Annotated in this window: 19 protein-coding genes, 1 tRNA gene and 2 pseudogenes; 12 read left to right on the forward strand and 10 right to left on the reverse strand. The window is 71.3% G+C overall.

All coding sequences use genetic code 11. The features are described from left to right. Window positions 1-53 precede the first annotated feature (53 nt). Window positions 54-527, reverse strand: a complete 474-nt coding sequence (locus tag ABZ135_RS27110) for a RidA family protein (protein WP_356699038.1) — start codon at window positions 525-527, stop codon at window positions 54-56. Beyond that, complete coding sequence (locus tag ABZ135_RS27115; protein ID WP_005314434.1) at window positions 524-685, reverse strand: DUF4177 domain-containing protein; 162 nt, start codon at window positions 683-685, stop codon at window positions 524-526. The genes ABZ135_RS27110 and ABZ135_RS27115 overlap by 4 nt, the downstream gene beginning before the upstream one ends. A gap of 179 nt (window positions 686-864) precedes the next feature. On the opposite strand from ABZ135_RS27115, the gene ABZ135_RS27120 reads away from it, so the two are divergent. Then, entirely contained in the window at window positions 865-1830 is a 966-nt protein-coding gene (locus tag ABZ135_RS27120; protein ID WP_356699040.1) for an ArsA-related P-loop ATPase, read from the forward strand. A gap of 131 nt (window positions 1831-1961) precedes the next feature. Continuing rightward, on the forward strand, window positions 1962-3254 hold the full coding sequence (locus ABZ135_RS27125) for an ArsA family ATPase (protein ID WP_356699067.1): 1293 nt from the start codon (window positions 1962-1964) through the stop codon (window positions 3252-3254). 121 nt (window positions 3255-3375) lie between these two features. Here the strand turns inward: ABZ135_RS27125 and ABZ135_RS27130 are convergent, their stop codons facing one another. The 3 genes and pseudogenes from ABZ135_RS27130 to ABZ135_RS27140 all read right to left on the reverse strand — a co-directional run. Then, window positions 3376-3720, reverse strand: coding sequence for a WhiB family transcriptional regulator (locus ABZ135_RS27130; protein WP_046910200.1), 345 nt, complete (start codon window positions 3718-3720; stop codon window positions 3376-3378). Between the two features lie 397 nt (window positions 3721-4117). Beyond that, window positions 4118-4429: a hypothetical protein gene (locus ABZ135_RS27135; RefSeq protein ID WP_356699041.1), complete on the reverse strand. Its 312-nt coding sequence runs from the start codon at window positions 4427-4429 to the stop codon at window positions 4118-4120. Window positions 4430-4476: 47 nt separating this feature from the next. Then, window positions 4477-4647, reverse strand: a pseudogene (locus tag ABZ135_RS27140) (IS110 family transposase); the annotation flags it as partial. 153 nt (window positions 4648-4800) lie between these two features. Here ABZ135_RS27140 and ABZ135_RS27145 point away from each other — a divergent pair. Then, entirely contained in the window at window positions 4801-7032 is a 2232-nt protein-coding gene (locus tag ABZ135_RS27145; RefSeq protein ID WP_356699043.1) for a transglycosylase domain-containing protein, read from the forward strand. Between the two features lie 121 nt (window positions 7033-7153). Here the strand turns inward: ABZ135_RS27145 and ABZ135_RS27150 are convergent, their stop codons facing one another. Then, complete coding sequence (locus tag ABZ135_RS27150; protein ID WP_356699045.1) at window positions 7154-7618, reverse strand: GatB/YqeY domain-containing protein; 465 nt, start codon at window positions 7616-7618, stop codon at window positions 7154-7156. A 72-nt stretch (window positions 7619-7690) separates the two neighbouring features. On the opposite strand from ABZ135_RS27150, the gene ABZ135_RS27155 reads away from it, so the two are divergent. From ABZ135_RS27155 to ABZ135_RS27165, 3 genes are all read left to right on the forward strand, one after another. Further along, window positions 7691-8629, forward strand: a complete 939-nt coding sequence (locus ABZ135_RS27155) for a metallophosphoesterase (protein WP_356699047.1) — start codon at window positions 7691-7693, stop codon at window positions 8627-8629. Window positions 8630-8664: 35 nt separating this feature from the next. After that, a complete protein-coding gene (locus ABZ135_RS27160; protein ID WP_356699049.1) occupies window positions 8665-9351 on the forward strand; it encodes a Pr6Pr family membrane protein in 687 nt (228 codons plus the stop codon). A 37-nt stretch (window positions 9352-9388) separates the two neighbouring features. Beyond that, a tRNA-Pro gene (locus tag ABZ135_RS27165) sits at window positions 9389-9462 on the forward strand. 86 nt (window positions 9463-9548) lie between these two features. On the opposite strand, the gene ABZ135_RS27170 is transcribed toward ABZ135_RS27165, so the two are convergent. Both ABZ135_RS27170 and ABZ135_RS27175 read right to left on the reverse strand, forming a co-directional pair. Continuing rightward, window positions 9549-9722: a hypothetical protein gene (locus ABZ135_RS27170; RefSeq protein WP_356699051.1), complete on the reverse strand. Its 174-nt coding sequence runs from the start codon at window positions 9720-9722 to the stop codon at window positions 9549-9551. A 26-nt stretch (window positions 9723-9748) separates the two neighbouring features. Then, window positions 9749-10105, reverse strand: a complete 357-nt coding sequence (locus ABZ135_RS27175) for a PRC-barrel domain-containing protein (RefSeq protein ID WP_356699052.1) — start codon at window positions 10103-10105, stop codon at window positions 9749-9751. Window positions 10106-10534: 429 nt separating this feature from the next. Here ABZ135_RS27175 and ABZ135_RS27180 point away from each other — a divergent pair, with 429 nt between their 5' ends. The 4 genes and pseudogenes from ABZ135_RS27180 to ABZ135_RS27195 all read left to right on the forward strand — a co-directional run bounded on the left by ABZ135_RS27180 (window position 10535) and on the right by ABZ135_RS27195 (window position 14249). After that, window positions 10535-10738, forward strand: coding sequence for a cold-shock protein (locus tag ABZ135_RS27180; RefSeq protein ID WP_072489439.1), 204 nt, complete (start codon window positions 10535-10537; stop codon window positions 10736-10738). Window positions 10739-11010: 272 nt separating this feature from the next. Continuing rightward, window positions 11011-12510 carry a DEAD/DEAH box helicase gene (locus ABZ135_RS27185; RefSeq protein ID WP_356699054.1) on the forward strand — a complete coding sequence of 500 codons (1500 nt, stop codon included), beginning with the start codon at window positions 11011-11013 and terminating at the stop codon, window positions 12508-12510. A 140-nt stretch (window positions 12511-12650) separates the two neighbouring features. After that, a pseudogene (locus ABZ135_RS27190) lies at window positions 12651-12851 on the forward strand (GNAT family N-acetyltransferase); the annotation flags it as partial. Window positions 12852-13064: 213 nt separating this feature from the next. Further along, complete coding sequence (locus tag ABZ135_RS27195; RefSeq protein WP_356699069.1) at window positions 13065-14249, forward strand: protein kinase; 1185 nt, start codon at window positions 13065-13067, stop codon at window positions 14247-14249. 33 nt (window positions 14250-14282) lie between these two features. Here ABZ135_RS27195 and ABZ135_RS27200 read toward each other — a convergent pair whose 3' ends face one another. Together ABZ135_RS27200 and ABZ135_RS27205 are read right to left on the reverse strand one after the other, a co-directional pair. Continuing rightward, window positions 14283-14564, reverse strand: a complete 282-nt coding sequence (locus ABZ135_RS27200; RefSeq protein ID WP_356699056.1) for a hypothetical protein — start codon at window positions 14562-14564, stop codon at window positions 14283-14285. Window positions 14565-14662: 98 nt separating this feature from the next. Further along, a complete protein-coding gene (locus tag ABZ135_RS27205; RefSeq protein ID WP_356699058.1) occupies window positions 14663-15676 on the reverse strand; it encodes a YdcF family protein in 1014 nt (337 codons plus the stop codon). Between the two features lie 133 nt (window positions 15677-15809). Between ABZ135_RS27205 and ABZ135_RS27210 the strand changes: the two genes are divergently transcribed. Then, entirely contained in the window at window positions 15810-17795 is a 1986-nt protein-coding gene (locus ABZ135_RS27210; protein ID WP_356699059.1) for a prolyl oligopeptidase family serine peptidase, read from the forward strand. Between the two features lie 23 nt (window positions 17796-17818). Further along, complete coding sequence (locus ABZ135_RS27215; protein ID WP_356699061.1) at window positions 17819-18559, forward strand: SURF1 family protein; 741 nt, start codon at window positions 17819-17821, stop codon at window positions 18557-18559. Window positions 18560-18673: the final 114 nt, after the last annotated feature.

Raw genomic sequence — 18673 nt, forward strand, 5'->3', positions numbered from 1 at the left:
AAACCGGCCCTGTGCCGTTGCTGTACGGGTGCCTGCCCTGCTGTGCGCGGGGCTCAGACTTCGAGTTCCACCTGGACCTCGAGCTCGACGGGCGCGTCGAGCGGGAGGACCGTGACACCGACGGCGCTGCGGGCGTGGACGCCCTTGTCGCCGAGGACGGCGCCGAGCAGCTCGCTGGCGCCGTTGATGACGCCCGGCTGTCCGGTGAAGTCGGGGGCGGAGGCGACGAATCCGACCACCTTCACGACCCGCTTGACGCGGTCCAGGTCACCGGCGATCGACTTCACGGCCGCCAGCGCGTTCAGCGCGCAGGTCGCGGCGAGCTCCTTGGCCTCCTCGGCCGTCACCTCGGCGCCGACCTTGCCGGTCACCGGGAGCTTGCCGGCCACCATCGGGAGCTGGCCCGAGGTGTACACGTACACGCCCGACCGGACCGCCGGCTGGTAGGCGGCGATCGGCGGCACGACCTCCGGCAGGGTCAGGCCCAGCTCGGCGAGCTTCGCCTCGACGGCTCCGGCGCCGCTCACGAGGACTTCTCCCGCTTCAGGTAGGCCACGAGCTGCTCGGGGTTGTTCGGCCCGGGCACGACCTGGACGAGCTCCCAGCCGTCCTCGCCCCAGGTGTCAAGAATCTGCTTCGTCGCGTGCACCAGCAGCGGCACAGTCGCGTACTCCCACTTGGTCATGAGGCGACTGTAGCCGCTGCCGGACGGCGGCCCTTCGAGGCCACCGCCCCCGGCGACCACGGACGCGGCCGCCGGGGGGCCTCCGGGTGTGCCCCTAGGTGATCGCGGGGGCGCATTGGGGGGCGCGTCCGGGGCGGCCCTCTGATTGGTCCGGCGCGCCAGTGGTTAGGCTCGAAGGCGTGAGCAGGCTTCAGGTCGTCAGCGGCAAGGGCGGTACCGGTAAGACGACGGTCGCCGCCGCACTCGCGCTCGCCCTCGCGACCGAGGGCAAGCGGACCCTCCTCGTCGAGGTGGAGGGCAGGCAGGGCATCGCGCAGTTGTTCGAGATGGAGGCGTTGCCGTACGAGGAGCGCAAGATCGCCGTCGCACCGGGGGGCGGCGAGGTGTTCGCCCTCGCGATCGACGCCGAGCGCGCGCTGCTCGACTACCTCCAGATGTTCTACAAGCTGGGCAGCGCGGGCCGGGCCCTGAAGAAGCTCGGCGCGATCGATTTCGCGACGACGATAGCCCCGGGCGTCCGTGACGTGCTGCTGACGGGCAAGGCGTGCGAGGCGGTCCGCCGCCGCGAGAAGCACGGTGGCTTCACCTACGACTACGTGGTGATGGACGCACCGCCGACCGGCCGGATCACCCGCTTCCTGAACGTCAACGACGAGGTGGCGGGCCTGGCGAGGATCGGCCCGATACACAACCAGGCCCAGGCGGTCATGCGCTTCCTGAAGTCCCCGGACACGGCGGTGCACCTGGTGACGCTCCTCGAGGAGATGCCGGTCCAGGAGACCGCGGACGGCATCGCCGAGCTGCGCGCGGCCGAACTGCCCGTCGGCCGCGCCATCGTGAACATGGTCCGTCCGCACGTCCTCGACGAGGCGGCGGTACGGGCCGCCTCCGGCGACCACCGGGAGGCCATCGCCGGGACCCTGGCGTCCGTCGGCATCAAGGACGGTACGAGGCTGGTCGAGCCGCTCCTCGACCAGGCCGCGGAGCACGCCCAGCGGGTGGAGCTGGAGCGCGCCCAGCGGGAGGCGCTGAACGGCATCGGGGTGCCGACGTACGAGCTTCCCTTCCTGGGCGACGGGGCGGACATCGCCGGGCTGTACCGGCTGGCGAAGGAGCTGCGGAGGCAAGGGGTGGGCGAGGCGTGACGGAGAAGACGACGGTCGACGAATCGGCGGTCGACGGGACCGGGAACGCGGTCGGTGGGGACGCGGCCGATGGGTCCGCGCCGGACGCGGACGCGGTCGACGGGGCGGCGCTCCCGAACGGGCTCGACACGGTGCCCGTGCTCGAGCTGGACCCGCTGATCGACGACCCGGGCACCCGGATCATCGTGTGCTGCGGCGCGGGCGGCGTCGGCAAGACGACGACCGCGGCGGCCCTCGGCGTCCGGGCGGCGGAGCGGGGCCGGCGCGTGGTGGTCCTCACCATCGACCCGGCGCGCAGGCTCGCCCAGTCGATGGGCATCGACTCGCTGGACAACGTGCCGCGCAAGGTGGAGGGCATCAAGGGCTCCGACGGCGGGGAGCTGCACGCGATGATGCTCGACATGAAGCGGACCTTCGACGAGATCGTCGAGGCGCACGCGGACGCGGACCGGGCCCGGGCGATCCTGGACAACCCGTTCTACCAGTCCCTGTCGGCCGGCTTCGCCGGCACGCAGGAGTACATGGCGATGGAGAAGCTGGGCCAGCTCCGGGCCAGGGACGAGTGGGACCTGATCGTGGTCGACACGCCGCCGTCCCGTTCGGCACTGGATTTCCTGGACGCGCCGAAGCGGCTGGGGTCCTTCCTGGACGGCACGTTCATCAAGCTGCTGATGGCGCCGGCGAAGGTGGGCGGCCGGGCGGGGATGAAGTTCCTCAACGTCGGCATGTCGATGATGACCGGGACGCTGGGCAAGCTGCTGGGGGGTCAGTTCCTGAAGGACGTGCAGACCTTCGTGGCGGCGATGGACACCATGTTCGGCGGTTTCCGGACCCGCGCTGACGCCACGTACAAGCTGCTCCAGGCGCCGGGGACGGCCTTCCTCGTGGTCGCCACGCCGGAGCGGGACGCGCTGCGCGAGGCGGCGTACTTCGTGGAGCGGCTGGGCGCCGAGGAGATGCCGCTGGCCGGTCTGGTCCTCAATCGCGTCCATGACAGCGGCGCCGCCCGGCTGTCGGCGGAGCGGGCCCGGGCCGCCGCGGAAAATCTTGACGAGGGTCGCATTGTGGATCAGGGGGCCGGGAAGAATGCTGGGCGTGGCCCCCGGGCCACTTCCCCCGAGCCGTCAGACCCGACTGCGGACCCCACCGCAGACGACCTCGCCACCGCCGCCGCACCTGCCGAGTCCGAGGCTGCCCCCACAGCCGAAGCGGACACGGACGTTCAGCAATTGACCGCAGGGCTGCTCCGTCTCCATGCCGAGCGGATGCAGGTACTCGCGCGTGAACAGCGCACGCGCGATCGCTTCACCGCACTCCACCCGGAGGTGGCGGTCGCGGAGGTGGCCGCCCTGCCCGGCGATGTGCACGACCTCGCGGGGCTGCGGGCGATCGGTGACCGTCTGACGCTCGGTCGGCTGCCGTGACGCCCCGGCCGCCGCACCGCGCGTCACGCGCTCCATCGGCGCACGCCAGCGCGCGTCGGCGCACACCGGCGCCCATCGGCACGGGGCGCGGTTCCGCCGGTCCGCCGGCGCCGTGCGGGGTCTAGCCCACCGCCGCGTACGTCTCGTACGTCGCGTCGTCGTCCATCGCCACGGGAAGCAGGCCCGCTCCCCGCTCGTACTCCGTGCGCGCGGTCTCCAGGAGCCGCCGCCACGAGGTGACGGTCGGCCGCCGGCGCAGCAGGGCGCGTCGCTCGCGCTCCGTCATGCCGCCCCACACGCCGAATTCCACGCGGTTGTCGAGGGCGTCGGCGAGGCACTCGGTCCGCACCGGACACCCGGTGCACACCGCCTTCGCCCTGTTCTGCGCCGCGCCCTGCACGAAAAGTTCATCCGGATCGGTAGTGCGGCAGGCCGCCTGCGCACTCCAGTCAGCTACCCAGCCCATACCGGCGCCGTCCTCTCCCGAATCGAGGCTCCCCCACGGCGGTAGCGGCATATTCACCGCTGCCAGTTGGGACGTTACGGAAGGTGGGGACAGCGCAACACCCCCTTCGGGCCCAATCTTGAATGGCCCGAACGGACTATGCGTGCGCGGGAGATCACCCAGGGGAGTGACCCCAGGACATCACGCCCCAAACGGACATGAGCCGGATTCGGGCACGAAGTCACCACGCTTCGGGGACGCGGGAATTCATGCCGACGTCACGCACGGGTCTTGATGCGAGACCACACTGCTGTGACAGTTGGGAGCAGCTTAGGCCAAGGCATATACGTGTGTCCGGCGAATGAGAACGTAGACACCTCACATTGCTATGCCGTCGAGCTGACCACTACGAAGGCGGTCAGCCGGCAGCAAAGGCGGACAACAGGGTGTCGGCCCGCAGCCTGAGTTCGGGGGCCTCCGCTCCCGCGACGCGGACGGACATCTCTTCGCCGCCGACGGCTCGGGCAAGGCCCACCTCCAGCGTGGCGTTCACGCCCACCAGGGGATACGCGTACCAGAGGTCGGAGTTCTCGTTGTCGGTGTCCTGGACTGCGGCTTCGACGGTGCGCCAGTCGGTGTCATCGAACTCGTACCCGGCGTAGAGCGACAACACTTCCAGGAAGGCACGCAGGTTGCGGCTCCAGATCCACCCGTCGATCGGCTCGGCCATTTCTCCCCCATCCCGTGAGGCAGCCAGGATGGCAGGCCGTGATCGAGTCAGGCGGCTGCCGCGACCGCTTCGGCCGGGAAGGCGGCCTGCTCGTCGAAGAGCTCACGCTTCTGAAGGCAGTGGTAGAGCTGGCCGACCATGCGGTTGAAGAGGTTGCGCTGGGCGGCCGCGTGCCAGTCGCCTTGCTCGCGTCGGCGCCGGTAATGGGCGTTGGCCCCGGCGGCCACCACCCTTCACACCAGACCGCGCACCGATCTACGTTGAGACCCCCCACGGCCCGGCTGCACCTGGATGTCACGGTCTGGTACTCGAACGCTCCGAGAAGCCCCTGCGTCTGCGGATCGCTCATAACTACGGATTAGGCTGCCCCCATGGCAAAGAAGCGCTCGGGCGGAGGTCTGACCGGGACCCAGCAGGCCGCCAAGTTCCTCGGGGTCAGTGTGCTCTCCGGAGCCGTGCTGGCGGGCATCGCCCTGCCCGCGGCCGGGGCGCTGGGGCTGGCCGCGAAGGGCACGGTCGAGGGGTTCGACGAAATCCCGTCCAACCTGAAGACACCGCCGCTGAGTCAGCGCACCACGATCCTCGACTCCGAGGGCGGTCACATCGCCACCGTGTACTCGCGCGACCGCACGGTCGTGCCGATCGAGAAGATCTCCCCGTACATGCAGAAGGCGATCGTCGCGATCGAGGACTCGCGCTTCTACGAGCACGGCGCGGTCGACCTCAAGGGCGTGCTGCGCGCGATCAACCGGAACGCGCAGTCGGGCGGGGTCGCGCAGGGCGCGTCCACGCTCACGCAGCAGTACGTGAAGAACGTCTTCGTCGAGGAGGCCGGTGACGACCCCGAGAAGGTCGCCCAGGCCACCCAGCAGACCCTCGGCCGGAAGGTGCGCGAGCTGAAGTTCGCGATCCAGGTCGAGGAGGAGCTGGGAAAGAAGAAGATCCTGGAGAACTACCTCAACATCACGTTCTTCGGGCAGCAGGCGTACGGCATCGAGGCCGCCTCGCAGCGCTACTTCTCCAAGCGCGCCGCCGACCTGAACCTGGAGGAGGCGGCGATGATGGCCGGCCTCGTCCAGTCGCCGAGCCGTTACGACCCGGTCAACGACATCCAGGAGGCCACCAAGCGCCGCAATGTCGTCCTCCAGCGCATGGCCGAGGTCAAGGACATCAGCCAGGCCGAGGCGGACGCGGCGAAGGCCAAGCCGATCAAGCTGAAGGTGAGGTCGCCGAAGAACGGCTGCATCACCGCCGTGGACGGCGCCGGCTTCTTCTGCGACTACGTCCGCAAGACGATCCTCACCGACCCGGTCTTCGGCAAGACGGCCGAGGAGCGCCAGAAGCTGTGGAACCTGGGCGGTCTGACCATCCGGACCACCCTCGACCCGCGCGCCCAGGCCGCCGCCAACGAGGCCGCCGTCGCCAAGATCGACAAGGACGACAAGGTCGCCGCCGCGGTGGTCCAGGTCCAGCCCGGCAGCGGCAAGATCCTCTCCATGGGCCAGTCGCGCCCGTACGGCCTCGACCAGAAGCTGCACCAGACGACGCTGAACCTGTCCGTCGGCAAGAAGATGGGCGGCACGACGTACGGCTTCCAGGTCGGTTCGACGTTCAAGCCGATCACGGCCGCGGCGGCGCTGGAGAAGGGGCTGAGCCCGGCGCAGTCCTTCACCACCGGCTACAAGATCTCCGTCCCCATGAGCTCCTACCGCACGTGCGCGGGCGGCCCGGCCGGTTCCGGCAACTGGGACCTGTCGAACGAGGTCGAGTCCGAGACCGGCACCTGGGACATGACGAGCGCGCTCGGCAAGTCCATCAACACCTACTTCGCCCAGTTGGAGCAGCTCGCCGGCCTGTGCGAGACGGTGACGATGGCGCAGAAGATGGGGTACGAGCGGGAGCTCGGCAAGAAGCTGCAGGAGCTGCCCTCCATCACCCTCGGCGGCCAGGAGTCCACCCCGCTGGACATGGCGGCCGTCTACGCGACCTTCGCCAACCGCGGCACGTACTGCACCCCCGTCGCCATCGAGTCGATCACGACGGCCGGCGGCCAGAAGCTCAAGGTCCCGCAGACCCAGTGCTCGCAGGCGATGAGCCAGCGGACCGCCGACACCGTCAACCAGATGCTGAAGGGCGTCGTCGAGGACGGCACGGGTACGAAGGCCGGTCTGAGCGACCGCGACAACGCGGGCAAGACGGGTACCACCAACGACCGCAAGGACGCCTGGTTCGTCGGCTACACGCCGAACCTGTCCACGGCGGTGTGGGTCGGTGACGACGTCGGCGAGAAGACCTCGATGTACGACATCACCATCGGCGGCCAGTACTACGACAAGGTCTGCGGTGGCTGTCTCCCGGGTCCGATCTGGAAGATCGCGATGACCGGGGCGCTCAACGCCTCCGAGACCCCGTCCTTCGTCCCGGTCAGCGTGCCGCGCGGCGCGGCGCCCGCGGACAAGGAGAAGAACAAGCGCCCGGGCGACGACGGCAAGCCGGGCGGTACCCAGCCGGGCACCACCCTCCCGGGCGGCATCGTGATCCCGCCGGACCTGATCGGCGGCACGCACGGCCGCGGCAACGGAAACGGCGGCCGGAACGGCTAGGACCGATGGCGCCCCGCGGCTGCGGGGCATGACGCGGGAATGACGAAGGCGCCCCTCCGGATCCACCGGAGGGGCGCCTTCGTCATGCGCGTCACCGAGGCCGGCCGCGGCCGGGGCGCGCTCAGCCCGCGAGGAGCTTCTTCACGGCGGCGGCGACGCGGCCGCCCTCCGCCTGGCCGGCGACCTTCGGGTTGACGATCTTCATGACGGCGCCCATGGCCCGCGGTCCCTCCGCACCGGCGGCCCTGGCCTCCTCGACGGCGGCGGCGACGATGCCCTCCAGCTCCTCGTCGGTGAGCTGCTTGGGCAGGTACGCGTCGAGGATCTCGCCCTCCGCGCGCTCCCGCTCGGCCTGCTCGCCGCGACCGCCCTGGGCGAAGGCGTCGGCGGCCTCGCGCCGCTTCTTCGCCTCCTTGGCGATCACCTTCTGCACCTCGTCGTCGGAGAGCTCGCGCTTGGTCTTGCCCGCGACCTCCTCCTTCGTGATGGCGGCGATGGTCAGCCGCAGGGTCGAGGAGCGCAGCTCGTCGCGCTCCTTGATCGCGGCGTTGAGGTCGTCCTGAAGCTTGGCCTTGAGCGTGGTCATGGGCTCAAGTGTGTCAGGGCCGGGCCGTACCGTCCGCACATTTACGCGGCCGGGGTCTGCGACGATAGGGCGATGCGCGCACGGTACGGGATCCCCCTGAAGATCACGGCCGGCCTCACCGCGACGGCGGCGGCCGGACTCGTCTACGCGGCGGGCTTCGAAGCCCGCTCGTTCCGACTGCGCCGGGTGACCGTCCCGGTGCTCCCCCGGGGCATGCGTGACCTGCGGGTCCTCCAGGTCTCGGACATCCACATGGTCAGCGGCCAGCGCAAGAAGCGCGCCTGGCTCCAGTCCCTCGCCGGACTGCGCCCCGACTTCGTCGTCAACACCGGCGACAACCTCTCCGACACCGAGGCCGTGCCCGAGGTGCTGGACGCGCTCGGGCCGCTGATGGAGTTCCCGGGCGTCTACGTCTTCGGCTCCAACGACTACTACGGGCCGCGGCTGCGCAACCCCGCCCGCTACCTGATGGAGAAGGTGCAGGGCCGGCACGGCCTCAACGGCAACCCGCCGGTGAAGGGGGCCGTCCACAACCCGTGGGAGGGCATGCGGGACGCCTTCGACGCGGCGGGCTGGGTGAACCTGACCAACGCCCGCGGCCGGCTGAAGCTGCCCGACCTGGACCTCGCCTTCACCGGCATCGACGATCCGCACATCAAGCGGGACCGTTACGAGCGGGTCGCGGGCGGCCCCGACCCGGACGCCGACTTCACGGTGGGCGTGGTCCACGCGCCGTACCTGCGGGCCCTGGACGCGTTCACGGCGGACGGCTACGAGCTGATCCTGGCCGGTCACACCCACGGCGGGCAGCTCTGCGTCCCCTTCTACGGGGCGCTGGTGACCAACTGCGACCTGGACACCGACCGGGTGAAGGGCCTGTCCACCCACACGGCCGCCGGCCACACCTCGTATCTGCACGTCTCGGCCGGCTGCGGCACCAACCGCTACACCCCGGTCCGCTTCGCCTGCCCGCCCGAGGCGACACTCCTCACCCTGACCGCCCGCCGCTGACCACGCGGAGCCGGACCGGCACGTACGGTGTGTTCATGCCACATCCCGTCGTGACCGCCGTCCTCCGCGGGCTGATCGCGCTGGCCGCGGTCACCGGCATCGCGATCGAGTGCGCCGAGGGCGACCCGCTCGTCGTCTTCAGCTTCTTCACGATCTGGTCGAACACCGGCGTCGCCGTCGTCCTGGGCCTCGGCGCCGTCCGCGCCCGGCGGCGGCAACCGCCGCTGCCGGCGCTGTGGACGGGCGGGGTGCTGCTCTGCATCACGGTGGTCGGGCTCGTCTTCCACCTGGTCCTGGACAACCGGGCGAGCGACTTCAACCAGGCCGCCGAGATCGCCCGCCTCACCGGTGCCAGGGCCGTCGCCAACCAGCTCCTGCACACCGTCACACCGATCGGCGTGCTCCTCGACTGGCTGCTCCTCACCCGCCCCGGCGCCCTCCGCCCGCGCCACGCCGCCCAATGGCTCGCCGCGCCCGCCGCGTACCTCGCCTTCGCCCTGACCCGCGGCGCCCTCGTCTCCCCCGACACGCCCGCCCGCTACACGTATCCCTTCCTCGACGTCCCCGCCCACGGCTACCTCGGCGTCCTCACCAACGCCCTCGTCCTGGGCCTGGCCTTCTACGCCCTGGGCCTGCTCCTCGTCACCCTGGACCGCTTCCGACCTGCGGCGGGGCGGCGCGAAAACCGGATTTCGTCTCTGGGCGCGGGTGGGCTAAAGTAATCGATGTCGCCGCGACGTGAAGACAGAGCAGCGACATCGGGGTGTAGCGCAGCTTGGCAGCGCGCTTCGTTCGGGACGAAGAGGTCGTGGGTTCAAATCCCGCCACCCCGACAGCCGTAAGACCAGGTCAGGGCCTGATTCTCATTGAGAATCAGGCCCTTCCTGCGTCTCGGGTGTCGAGGGCGCCAGCTCCCCGGTCAGCGGAGTGAGCGGCTGCGGCGGCCGGAGCGCCGCAGGTGGATCCCCAGGTACACCAGGGCCGCGGCGAGCACGACGATGCCGATGATCAGCAGGTAGAACAGTCCTTCGACGACCGCGCCGATGAGGCCCAGCACGATCGCGGCGAGGACGAGGAGCAGGAAGAGCGTCACGCCTGAGCACCTCCTCGATGGGCCGGTCAGCGGCGGGCGAGCTGCCGCTCACCGTTCGCGCCGGGCTGATAGGGCAGACCGTAGTGGGCGAAGACCGCGGCCTCGTCCTCGGCGGGCAGGACGTCGTCCGTGCCGATCGCCGGGGACTTCTTCACGAGCGACTTCTCGTAGTCGACCTTGACGTAACCGGGGCCCACGATCGCGCCGGCCAGCGGGACGAAGACCAACTGGCGGCGGGTGGGCAGACCGACCTGGACGGTCGCCATGGCCGGCTCGTCGGTGCTGGTGTCCACGTACACGGCCTCCAGCACTCCGATCTTGTGACCGTCCATGTCGACGACGTCGTGAGACCGCCACTCTCGGATATCCGCGGTTCGGAACATCCCCGGCTTCCCTTCGGACGATGGCGCGCCGCAACCGGTGCACTTCTCAGCCTGCCTCGCGAGGCCGGTCGGCGCCACGCCTGGAGGGGGCCGCGCCCGGCGGCGCACCCGGTCGCGGGCCCGCGCCCCGTCGTCGGCACGCGGATGCTCGTCCTGTCGCGGTGGCGGCCCGCATGAAGTGCTGTGGTCCAGGTAAATGAATACCTGCGTTCGCGGTCTGAGGATTTAGCGGGCCTTGCGGGGAGGGTTTTTCGCCGCTGGAAGACAGGCCGGAAATTCGGCCCGCACGGGCCGCGGCGGCGTGCTACTGTCGAAGCAGTTGCAGTTTTGGTACCCGAAGACGGTCATTTTTTTCCGGCAGGGCATCATCGCGGCGACACGGCATCCGTACGGTACGGGTGCCGATGTACTGCCCAAGGGAGATATGACATGGCTACTGGCACCGTGAAGTGGTTCAACGCGGAAAAGGGTTTCGGCTTCATCGAGCAGGACGGTGGCGGCGCTGACGTGTTCGCCCACTTCTCGAACATCGCCGCCCAGGGCTTCCGCGAGCTCCAGGAAGGCCAGAAGGTCTCCTTCGACATCGCGCAGGGCCAGAAGGGCCCGACGGCCGAGAACATCGTTTCCGCCTGACGTCGCGCGCATTTTGTAGCTGGGGCCCGCATCCCTCGGGGTGCGGGCCCCAGCTACATGCATTTCGCAGAGCTTCGCTCTCACTCACCTGCACCGTCGCAATCCTTCCGTTTGCCCGGTGCCCGCTCGCGCCCGCTTGTGCGCCGACAATTCTTCGTCCTGGCCCAAGCCGCTTGCTTTCGCATTTTCATTCGGCCCGTACCTGTGATTCCCGGCACTGCGCACCCGCAGTCGGAATTCCTCGATACGCGCCGTATCAAGGAAGGTTCTCCATGAACCCCACACGTACGAACAGCCGTTCCTCCCGTGCTCGCCGCAATGGCGGCGGGCACACCTATGGCTCCCCCGCCGGTTCGGGCCGGAGCGCTCGTTTCGGGTCGTCCGCGGCGCCGAGCCGTTCCGGTGGCTACGGCCGACGGCCCGCCGCCGTGCAGGGCGAGTTCGCCCTGCCGAAGACGATCACCCCCGCGCTGCCCGCCGTCGAGGCGTTCGCCGACCTCGACATGCCGAAGCCCCTGCTGGCCGCGCTCACCGCGCAGGGCCTGTCGGTCCCGTTCCCCATCCAGGGTGCGACGCTGCCGAACTCCCTGGTGGGCCGTGACGTCCTGGGCCGTGGCCGGACCGGTTCCGGCAAGACCCTCGCCTTCGGGCTCGCCCTGCTGGCCCGCACCGCCGGGCAGCTCGCCGAGCCGCGTCAGCCGCTGGCGCTGATCCTGGTCCCCACCCGGGAGCTCGCCCAGCAGGTCACCGACGCCCTCACCCCGTACGCCCGCGCCGTACGGCTGCGCCTCGTCACCGTCGTCGGCGGGATGCCGATCGGCCGGCAGGCGAACGCGCTGCGCGGGGGCGCCGAGGTCGTCGTCGCCACCCCCGGCCGCCTCAAGGACCTCATCGACCGCGGCGACTGCCGGCTGAACCAGGTCGGGATCACCGTCCTCGACGAGGCCGACCAGATGGCCGACATGGGCTTCATGCCGCAGGTCACCGCCCTTCTGGACCAGGTCCGTCCCGAGGGCCAGCGGATGCTGTTCTCCGCGACCCTGGACCGCAACGTCGACCTGCTGGTACGCCGCTACCTCACCGACCCCGTCGTCCACTCCGTGGACCCCTCCCAGGGCGCGGTCACCACGATGGAGCACCACGTCCTGCACGTCCACGGCGCCGACAAGCACCGGCTGACGACGGAGATCGCCGCCCGTGACGGACGCGTGATCATGTTCCTGGACACCAAGCACGCCGTGGACCGCCTCACCGAGGATCTCCTCGCCAGCGGCGTCCGGGCCGCCGCCCTGCACGGCGGCAAGACGCAGCCGCAGCGCACCCGCACCCTCGCCCACTTCAAGACGGGGCACGTCACCGTCCTGGTCGCGACGAACGTCGCGGCGCGCGGCATCCACGTCGACAACCTCGACCTCGTCGTCAACGTGGACCCGCCGACCGACCACAAGGACTACCTGCACCGCGGCGGCCGCACCGCCCGGGCCGGCGAGTCCGGCAGCGTCGTCACCCTGGTCACGCCGCAGCAGCGCCGCGGCATGACCCGTCTCATGGCGGAGGCCGGCATCGTGCCCCGCACCACCCAGGTCCGCTCCGGCGAGGACGAACTCCATCGCATCACGGGCGCCCAGGCCCCGTCCGGCATCCCCGTGACGATCACCTCTCCCGCCCCCGAGCGGCGCAAGCGCGGCGCGGCCTCCCGCGGCCGCCGCGGCCCCGCTTCGGCCGGGCGGCGCTTCGGCGGACGACAGTCCTCCTTCGACGCGGCGGCCTGAGCACCACGCTTCCGGGATCCGGCCCGCGGCCCGTGCACACGGGCCGCGGGCCGCGGTCCGTGGTCTGGGGTCTGGGGTCTGGGGTTCCGGGCGCTCCGTAGGCAGAGTCGGCGCATGCCTGCAACGGCGCTGGACACGTGCATGGCCGCGGGTACGCCACCGAGGCGGCCGGCGCGGTGGTCGAGGCCGCTGTCGCCACCGGGCGGAAGCGGCTCTGGTCGACCGTCGGTACGTGGAACGCGCCGTCCCTCCGTGTCCTCGAGAAGCTCGGGTTCGAGCGGGATCGCGTCTCCATGGAGGAGAACGGTGAAGTGGCCTGGTTGACGCGCTCGCTGCCCTGACGCGGAGCCGGGGCTCCGGGAGACGACAACCCCCTGGCCCTGCTGCGGCTGGCGCTGCGGCCGTTGAGCGACTCGGGGTTCGCGGGGCGCGCGGGCGCGATCGCGCCGTAACGGCCGGTGGGGGCGCGAGCCCACCTCGCCGTCCGGCCCGCCGCAGGAACCCTTCAAAAACCGCTCTACGATGAGGCGTCCAAGGGAAGGGTGGGTTTTCTGGTGCTGGTCGCGGACCGATATCGGCTCCATGTGTGCGTCGGGCGTGGCGGCATGGGCGAGGTGTGGCGGGCGACCGACGAGGTGCTCGGCCGTGACGTGGCCGTGAAGCTGATGCTGGGTCACGAGCACGACCCCTCGGCGGCCGACCGGTTCCGGATGGAGGCGCAGACCGCCGCCCGGCTGAGCCACCCGCATGTGGTCGGTGTCTTCGACTTCGGCACGTGGGACGGAAAGCTGTACCTCGTCATGGAGTTGGTGGACGGCGACAGCCTGGCCGGCGACCGGGCGCAGCCGACGGTGCTGTCCGCCGAGCAGGTCGCGACCGTGGCCGCGCACGCGGCGGCCGGGCTCGCCGCGGCCCACCGGCAGGGCGTGGTGCACCGGGACATCAAGCCCGGCAACCTGCTCATGGACGCCGACGGCACCGTGAAACTGGCCGACTTCGGCATCGCCCGCTTCGTCGACGACCCCTCGGCCGGGCTCACCACGACCGGACAGATCGTGGGCACGGGCCTCTATCTCGCACCCGAGCGGGCCCTCGGACAGCCCGCGTCACCCGCGTCCGACGTGTACTCGCTCGGCTGCGTCCTGTACCAACTGCTCACCGGACAGCCCCCGTTCCGCGCCGACACCGCCACCGCGCTGCTGTACCAGCACATCGACACCCCGCCGACGCCACCGCGCCAACTGGGCGTGCCGATACCGGCCGCGTTCGAGGGGTTCCTGCTCACCCTGCTCGCCAAGCAGCCGGAGCAGCGGCCGGGGGCCCAGGCCATCGCCGACTGGTTCTCGTCCGGAGCGTGGCGGGACCGGCCCATGCCGCTGCCCCACGCCGTTCCGCAGCCGGCGTCCCACGGGATGCCGCACGGCGTTCAGCAGAGACCCCAGCAGAGACCCCAGGGGGGTCCGCACAGATCGCACGGGGCCGCGCAGGCGCCTCCCCGGCCGGTCGCGCACACGGCGCCGCACACCGCCGCGCACACCGCTCCCTCCCCCGTCCCCCACGGGGTCTCCCACGGCGCACCGCAGCGCGTGCCCGCCGCGCCGCGCGGCCGGCGGAACCAGCCGCCCGCCGAGAATCCGCTGGCCGCGATCTCGCGGCGCCGGCCGCGCAGGACCGCCGCCGTCGCCGGGGCCGTCGCCTTCGTCGTCTTCCTGCTGATCGGGATGGCCTGGCTCCGCTGACCGCCGGGCGGCGCCTCAGGAGGCGTCGGCACCTCAGTAGGCGCGGGGGGCCATCACATGCCCCTCCTGCTCCTCCGGCCCGATCAGCAGACAGCGCGGCATGCCCGGGCCCGGGGTCGCGCGGACGGTCACCGGGGTCGGCGGATCCGTCGGCAGCTCGACCTGGACGGTGGCCGGGCGGTCGGCGTGGGTCGTGGCGTGACCCGTCTCCTTGCCGTCGACGAGGACCTCGACCACCGGCCTGTGGCCGGTCTGGATGGTGGCGCTCACCGAGTGGCCCCGGTAGTCGATGTGGAAGTGGTGCCGTGCTCTCATGACGTCGCCTCCGGGCCCTGTGGCCTCCGCGCCTCCGCGCCTGCGACGCACGCCGTTCCCGTACGGCTCCGCGCGCCGCGTTCCCTTCAGCGTAGGGGTCAGGCCACGACGTACGCGAGGCAGCCCGCCAGGACCAGGGCCACACAGATGCCCAGGTTCACCGACCGGTACTCGAGGAATATCGCGGCGAACTCGCGCATGGTCGCGCTCGGCCAGAAGTACGCGGCGGTGGGCGAGCCCACCACCTGGCCGTTCACGCCCGCCTTGCGGGCCATCAGGGCGGCCCGGAAGGCGTGGAAGTTGTTGGTGACGATCACGCACTCGGCTCCGGGCCGCTCCGCCTCCATGAGGGCCTTGCTGAACAGCATGTTCTCCTCGGTGGTGCGGGAGCGGTCCTCGCGCACGATCCGGTCGGCCGGGAAACCGCGTTCCAGCAGGTAGTCGGCCATCGCGTGCGACTCGGCCAGCTCCTCGTCGGGGCCGCGACCGCCGGAGACGATCAGCACCGGGGTCCGGTCCACCTCCCTGCGCCCGGCCAGCGTCTCGTACACCTGGCGGGCCCGCTCCAGCCGGCTCGCGAGGAGCGGCGGTACGCGGCGTCCGCCGATCAGACCGGAACCGAGGACGACGACGTAGTCGGCGTCGCGGCGGATGCGCATCCGGCCGTAGAGGAAGGCGTAGCCGATGAAGCAGAGGAAGAGGAAGGAGACGTAGCCGACGATCATCAGCAGCGTGCCGACGACGATGGACAGGGTCTTGGAGTGGGAGACGACGGCGGCGACCATCAGGCCCATGACGCCGAACATGCCGAGTCCGGCGAGCAGCGACAGCAGGTTGGCCGGGCGTACGCCCTCCTTGCGGATCATCGTGACGCCGTTCGCGCACAGCAGCCCGGCGAGCACGACCGGGCCGAGGGCGAGCACGAGCAGCACGACGACCATGACCGTGACGGCGACACCGGGCGGGGCGTCGGCGAGTCCGGCGAGCAGGCCGAGGCAGAGGAAGGTGACGGCGAGGCCGAGGTACACCGCGTTGCTGAAGCGCCGCCGGTCGCGCAGCACACCGGCCCCGAAGAGGGCGAGGAAGACGGCGGCCACGACGTAGGCGATCATGCCGTCATCGTAGACACCCGCGCGGACAACCGGCCCTGCTCCGACGGGAGATGGACGACGCCTTGATCGCGAGTTATCCACAGGCTGGGGGCGCGGCGGACGAAATGTCGGGCGCGCGGAGCATGATGGCTCCATGACTGAGAGCAAGGACGACAACACGGCGGACGCCGGCGCGGCGCACCACGCCACGACCGGCGGCGGGACAGCGGGCAGTACCACGACCGGCAGCGGCACGGCCGGCGCCGGCACGACCGGCAGCGGCACGACCGGCGGCGGTCCGGCCTTCGAGACGTTCGCGGACGCGCCGGCCTGGGAGCAGCGGTTCCGGGCGCCGCGGGTCTCGCTGCCGGAGTGGGCCGAGGAGGCGCCGGACCGGTCGCTGTTCGTGTCGAACGCGACGGGGACGTACGAGCTGTACGCGTGGGACCGGGCGAGCGGCGGACGGCGGCAGGTGACGAGCCGGCCGAACGGGACGACGGACGGCGCGCTGAGCCCGGACGGCCGGTGGATCTGGTGGTTCGACGACACCGACGGCGACGAGTTCGGCGTGTGGATGCGCCAGCCGTTCGAGGGCGGCGCGGACGAGCCCGCCGTGCCGGGGCTCGCGCCCTCCTACCCGGCGGGTCTCGCCATCGGCCGCGACGGCACGGTCGTGGTGGGCCGCTCGACGGACGAGGACGGCTCGACCGTGCATCTGCTGCGGGCGGGAGCCGACGCGCCGGTGGAGATCTACCGGCACCGGCAGTCGGCCGGGGTGGGCGACCTGTCGTACGACTCCAGCCTGATCGCCGTCGAACACACCGAGCACGGTGACGCCATGCACGCGGCGATCCGGGTCCTGCGCGCGTCGGACGCCTCGGTGGTGGCGGAGCTCGACGACACCAAGGGCGGTACGGAGGAGCTGGGCCTGAGCGTCCTGGGCTTCGCCCCGGTGGCCGGGGAGACCCTGCTGCTCGTGGGGCACCAGCGGCGCGGCCGCTGGGAGCCGATGCTGTGGGACGTGGCCACGGGCACGGAGACCGACCTGCGGCTCGACCTGCCGGGCGACGTGTCGGCCGAGTGGTATCCGGACGGCTCGGGGCTGCTGATCGTGCACAGCTTCGAGGCCCGCAGCGAGCTGTGGCGGTACGAGATCGCCACCGGCGCCCTGGTGCGGGTGGAGACCCCGGCCGGGTCGGTGACGAGCGCGACGGCTCGGCCGGACGGCTCCGTGGAGTACCTGTGGTCCTCGGCCGCCCACCCGCCGGTGGTGCGGTCCACGGACGGCTCGGTCGTGCTCGACCCGCCGGGCCCCAAGGCGCCCGGGTCCGTGCCGGTGGAGGACGTGTGGGTGGAGGGGCCCGGCGGCCGGGTGCACGCGCTGGTGCAGCGCCCGGCGGAGGGCGAGGGCCCGTTCCCGACCGTCTTCGAGGTGCACGGCGGACCGGCGTGGCACGACAGCGACGCCTTCGCCGCCGGCCCCGCCGCCTGGCTCGACCACGGCTTCGCGGTGGTGCGGGTGAACTACCGCGGCTCCACCGGCTACGGGCGGGAGTGGACGGACGCGCTCAAGCACCGGGTCGGTCTGATCGAGCTGGAGGACATCGGCGCGGTGCGCGAGTGGGCGGTGGACAGCGGCCTGGCCGACCCGGAGCGGCTGGTCCTGGCCGGCGGTTCCTGGGGCGGCTATCTCACCCTGCTCGGCCTCGGCACCCAGCCGGAGGCGTGGTCGGTGGGCCTCGCCGCCGTGCCCGTCGCCGACTACGTGGCGGCGTACGAGGACGAGATGGAGGCCCTGAAGGCCCTCGACCGCACGCTGCTCGGCGGCTCGCCCGAGGAGGTACCGGAGCGGTTCGCGGCCTCGTCCCCGCTGACGTACGTGGACGCGGTGAAGGCTCCGGTGCACATCTCCGCCGGGGTCAACGACCCGCGCTGCCCGATCCGCCAGATCGACAACTACGTGAAGCGGCTGGCCGCCCGCGGCGCGGTGCACGAGGTGTACCGGTACGACGCGGGGCACGGCTCGCTGGTGGTCGACGAGCGGATCAAGCAGGTCGCCCTCGACATCGACTTCGCGGCCCGTCACCTGGGGACGCGGGGAACGGGGAGGACCTGGGGGACCCAGGAGGAGGTGGGCTGAGCGGACTTGCGTACCGTGGGAGCGTGTACCGGTTCCTGAGAACGCCCCGCTGGTGGGGGATCAACGTCTTCGTCCTCCTCGCCATCCCGTTCTGCCTGTTCATGGGGACCTGGCAGATGGGGAAGTTCGAGGACCGCGTCGACTCCCATCGGGAGGCGGAGCGGCGGCCCGACCCCGCGACCCGGTCGGCGGAGGCACTGGACGCGCTGCTGCCGGTCGACAAGGAGACCTCGGGCCGGATCGCCGTGGCCAGCGGGCGGTACGGGGAGCAGTTCCTGGTCCCGGACCGTGATCTGGACGGCCGCTCCGGCTCGTACGTGCTGACGCTCCTGAAGACGGAGGGCGGCAAGGCGCTGCCCGTGGTCCGCGGCTGGCTGCCCTCGGGCGGCAGGGCTCCGGCCCCGCCGTCCGGCGAGGTCACCGTGACCGGTGCGCTCCAGGCATCGGAGAACCCGGGTACGAAGGGGGTCCGCGCGGCCGGCGGACTGCCGGAGGGGCAGCTCGGCATGATCAGCGCCGCGTCCCTGGTGAACGTGGTGTCGGACGACGTCTACGACGCCTGGATCACGCTCACGGAGTCGCCGGCCGGGCTCACGCCGGTGCCGGCGACGGCCGCGGCGGGCACGGGCCTGGACGTGAAGGCGTTCCAGAACCTGGGCTACACGGCGGAGTGGTTCGTCTTCGCCGGCTTCGTGGTCTTCATGTGGTTCCGCCTGTTCCGCCGGGAGGCGGAGGCCGCCCGGGACGCCGCCCTCGGCCTCTAGGGGGTGTCTTGTCGATCAGGCCGGATCAGGGAGCGGCGTCTGGTGCCGTGGATCGCAAGGCGGAGGAGGGAGTCCATGCGGAGCATCGGCGACCGACGACAACGCGGCGAGGCG

Origin of the sequence: Streptomyces sp. NPDC006339 (assembly GCF_040612775.1) — a bacterium.
GTDB lineage: Bacteria > Actinomycetota > Actinomycetes > Streptomycetales > Streptomycetaceae > Streptomyces.

Excerpts from the sequence above, each read along its gene's own strand:
- ABZ135_RS27115 (WP_005314434.1), bottom strand. The coding sequence starts at position 685 with ATGACCAAGTGGGAGTACGCGACTGTGCCGCTGCTGGTGCACGCGACG.
- ABZ135_RS27130 (WP_046910200.1), bottom strand. The coding sequence starts at position 3,720 with ATGGGCTGGGTAGCTGACTGGAGTGCGCAGGCGGCCTGCCGCACTACC.
- ABZ135_RS27135 (WP_356699041.1), bottom strand. The coding sequence starts at position 4,429 with ATGGCCGAGCCGATCGACGGGTGGATCTGGAGCCGCAACCTGCGTGCC.
- ABZ135_RS27145 (WP_356699043.1), top strand. The coding sequence starts at position 4,801 with ATGGCAAAGAAGCGCTCGGGCGGAGGTCTGACCGGGACCCAGCAGGCC.
- ABZ135_RS27150 (WP_356699045.1), bottom strand. The coding sequence starts at position 7,618 with ATGACCACGCTCAAGGCCAAGCTTCAGGACGACCTCAACGCCGCGATC.
- ABZ135_RS27155 (WP_356699047.1), top strand. The coding sequence starts at position 7,691 with ATGCGCGCACGGTACGGGATCCCCCTGAAGATCACGGCCGGCCTCACC.
- ABZ135_RS27160 (WP_356699049.1), top strand. The coding sequence starts at position 8,665 with ATGCCACATCCCGTCGTGACCGCCGTCCTCCGCGGGCTGATCGCGCTG.
- ABZ135_RS27175 (WP_356699052.1), bottom strand. The coding sequence starts at position 10,105 with ATGTTCCGAACCGCGGATATCCGAGAGTGGCGGTCTCACGACGTCGTC.
- ABZ135_RS27180 (WP_072489439.1), top strand. The coding sequence starts at position 10,535 with ATGGCTACTGGCACCGTGAAGTGGTTCAACGCGGAAAAGGGTTTCGGC.
- ABZ135_RS27185 (WP_356699054.1), top strand. The coding sequence starts at position 11,011 with ATGAACCCCACACGTACGAACAGCCGTTCCTCCCGTGCTCGCCGCAAT.
- ABZ135_RS27200 (WP_356699056.1), bottom strand. The coding sequence starts at position 14,564 with ATGAGAGCACGGCACCACTTCCACATCGACTACCGGGGCCACTCGGTG.
- ABZ135_RS27205 (WP_356699058.1), bottom strand. The coding sequence starts at position 15,676 with ATGATCGCCTACGTCGTGGCCGCCGTCTTCCTCGCCCTCTTCGGGGCC.
- ABZ135_RS27210 (WP_356699059.1), top strand. The coding sequence starts at position 15,810 with ATGACTGAGAGCAAGGACGACAACACGGCGGACGCCGGCGCGGCGCAC.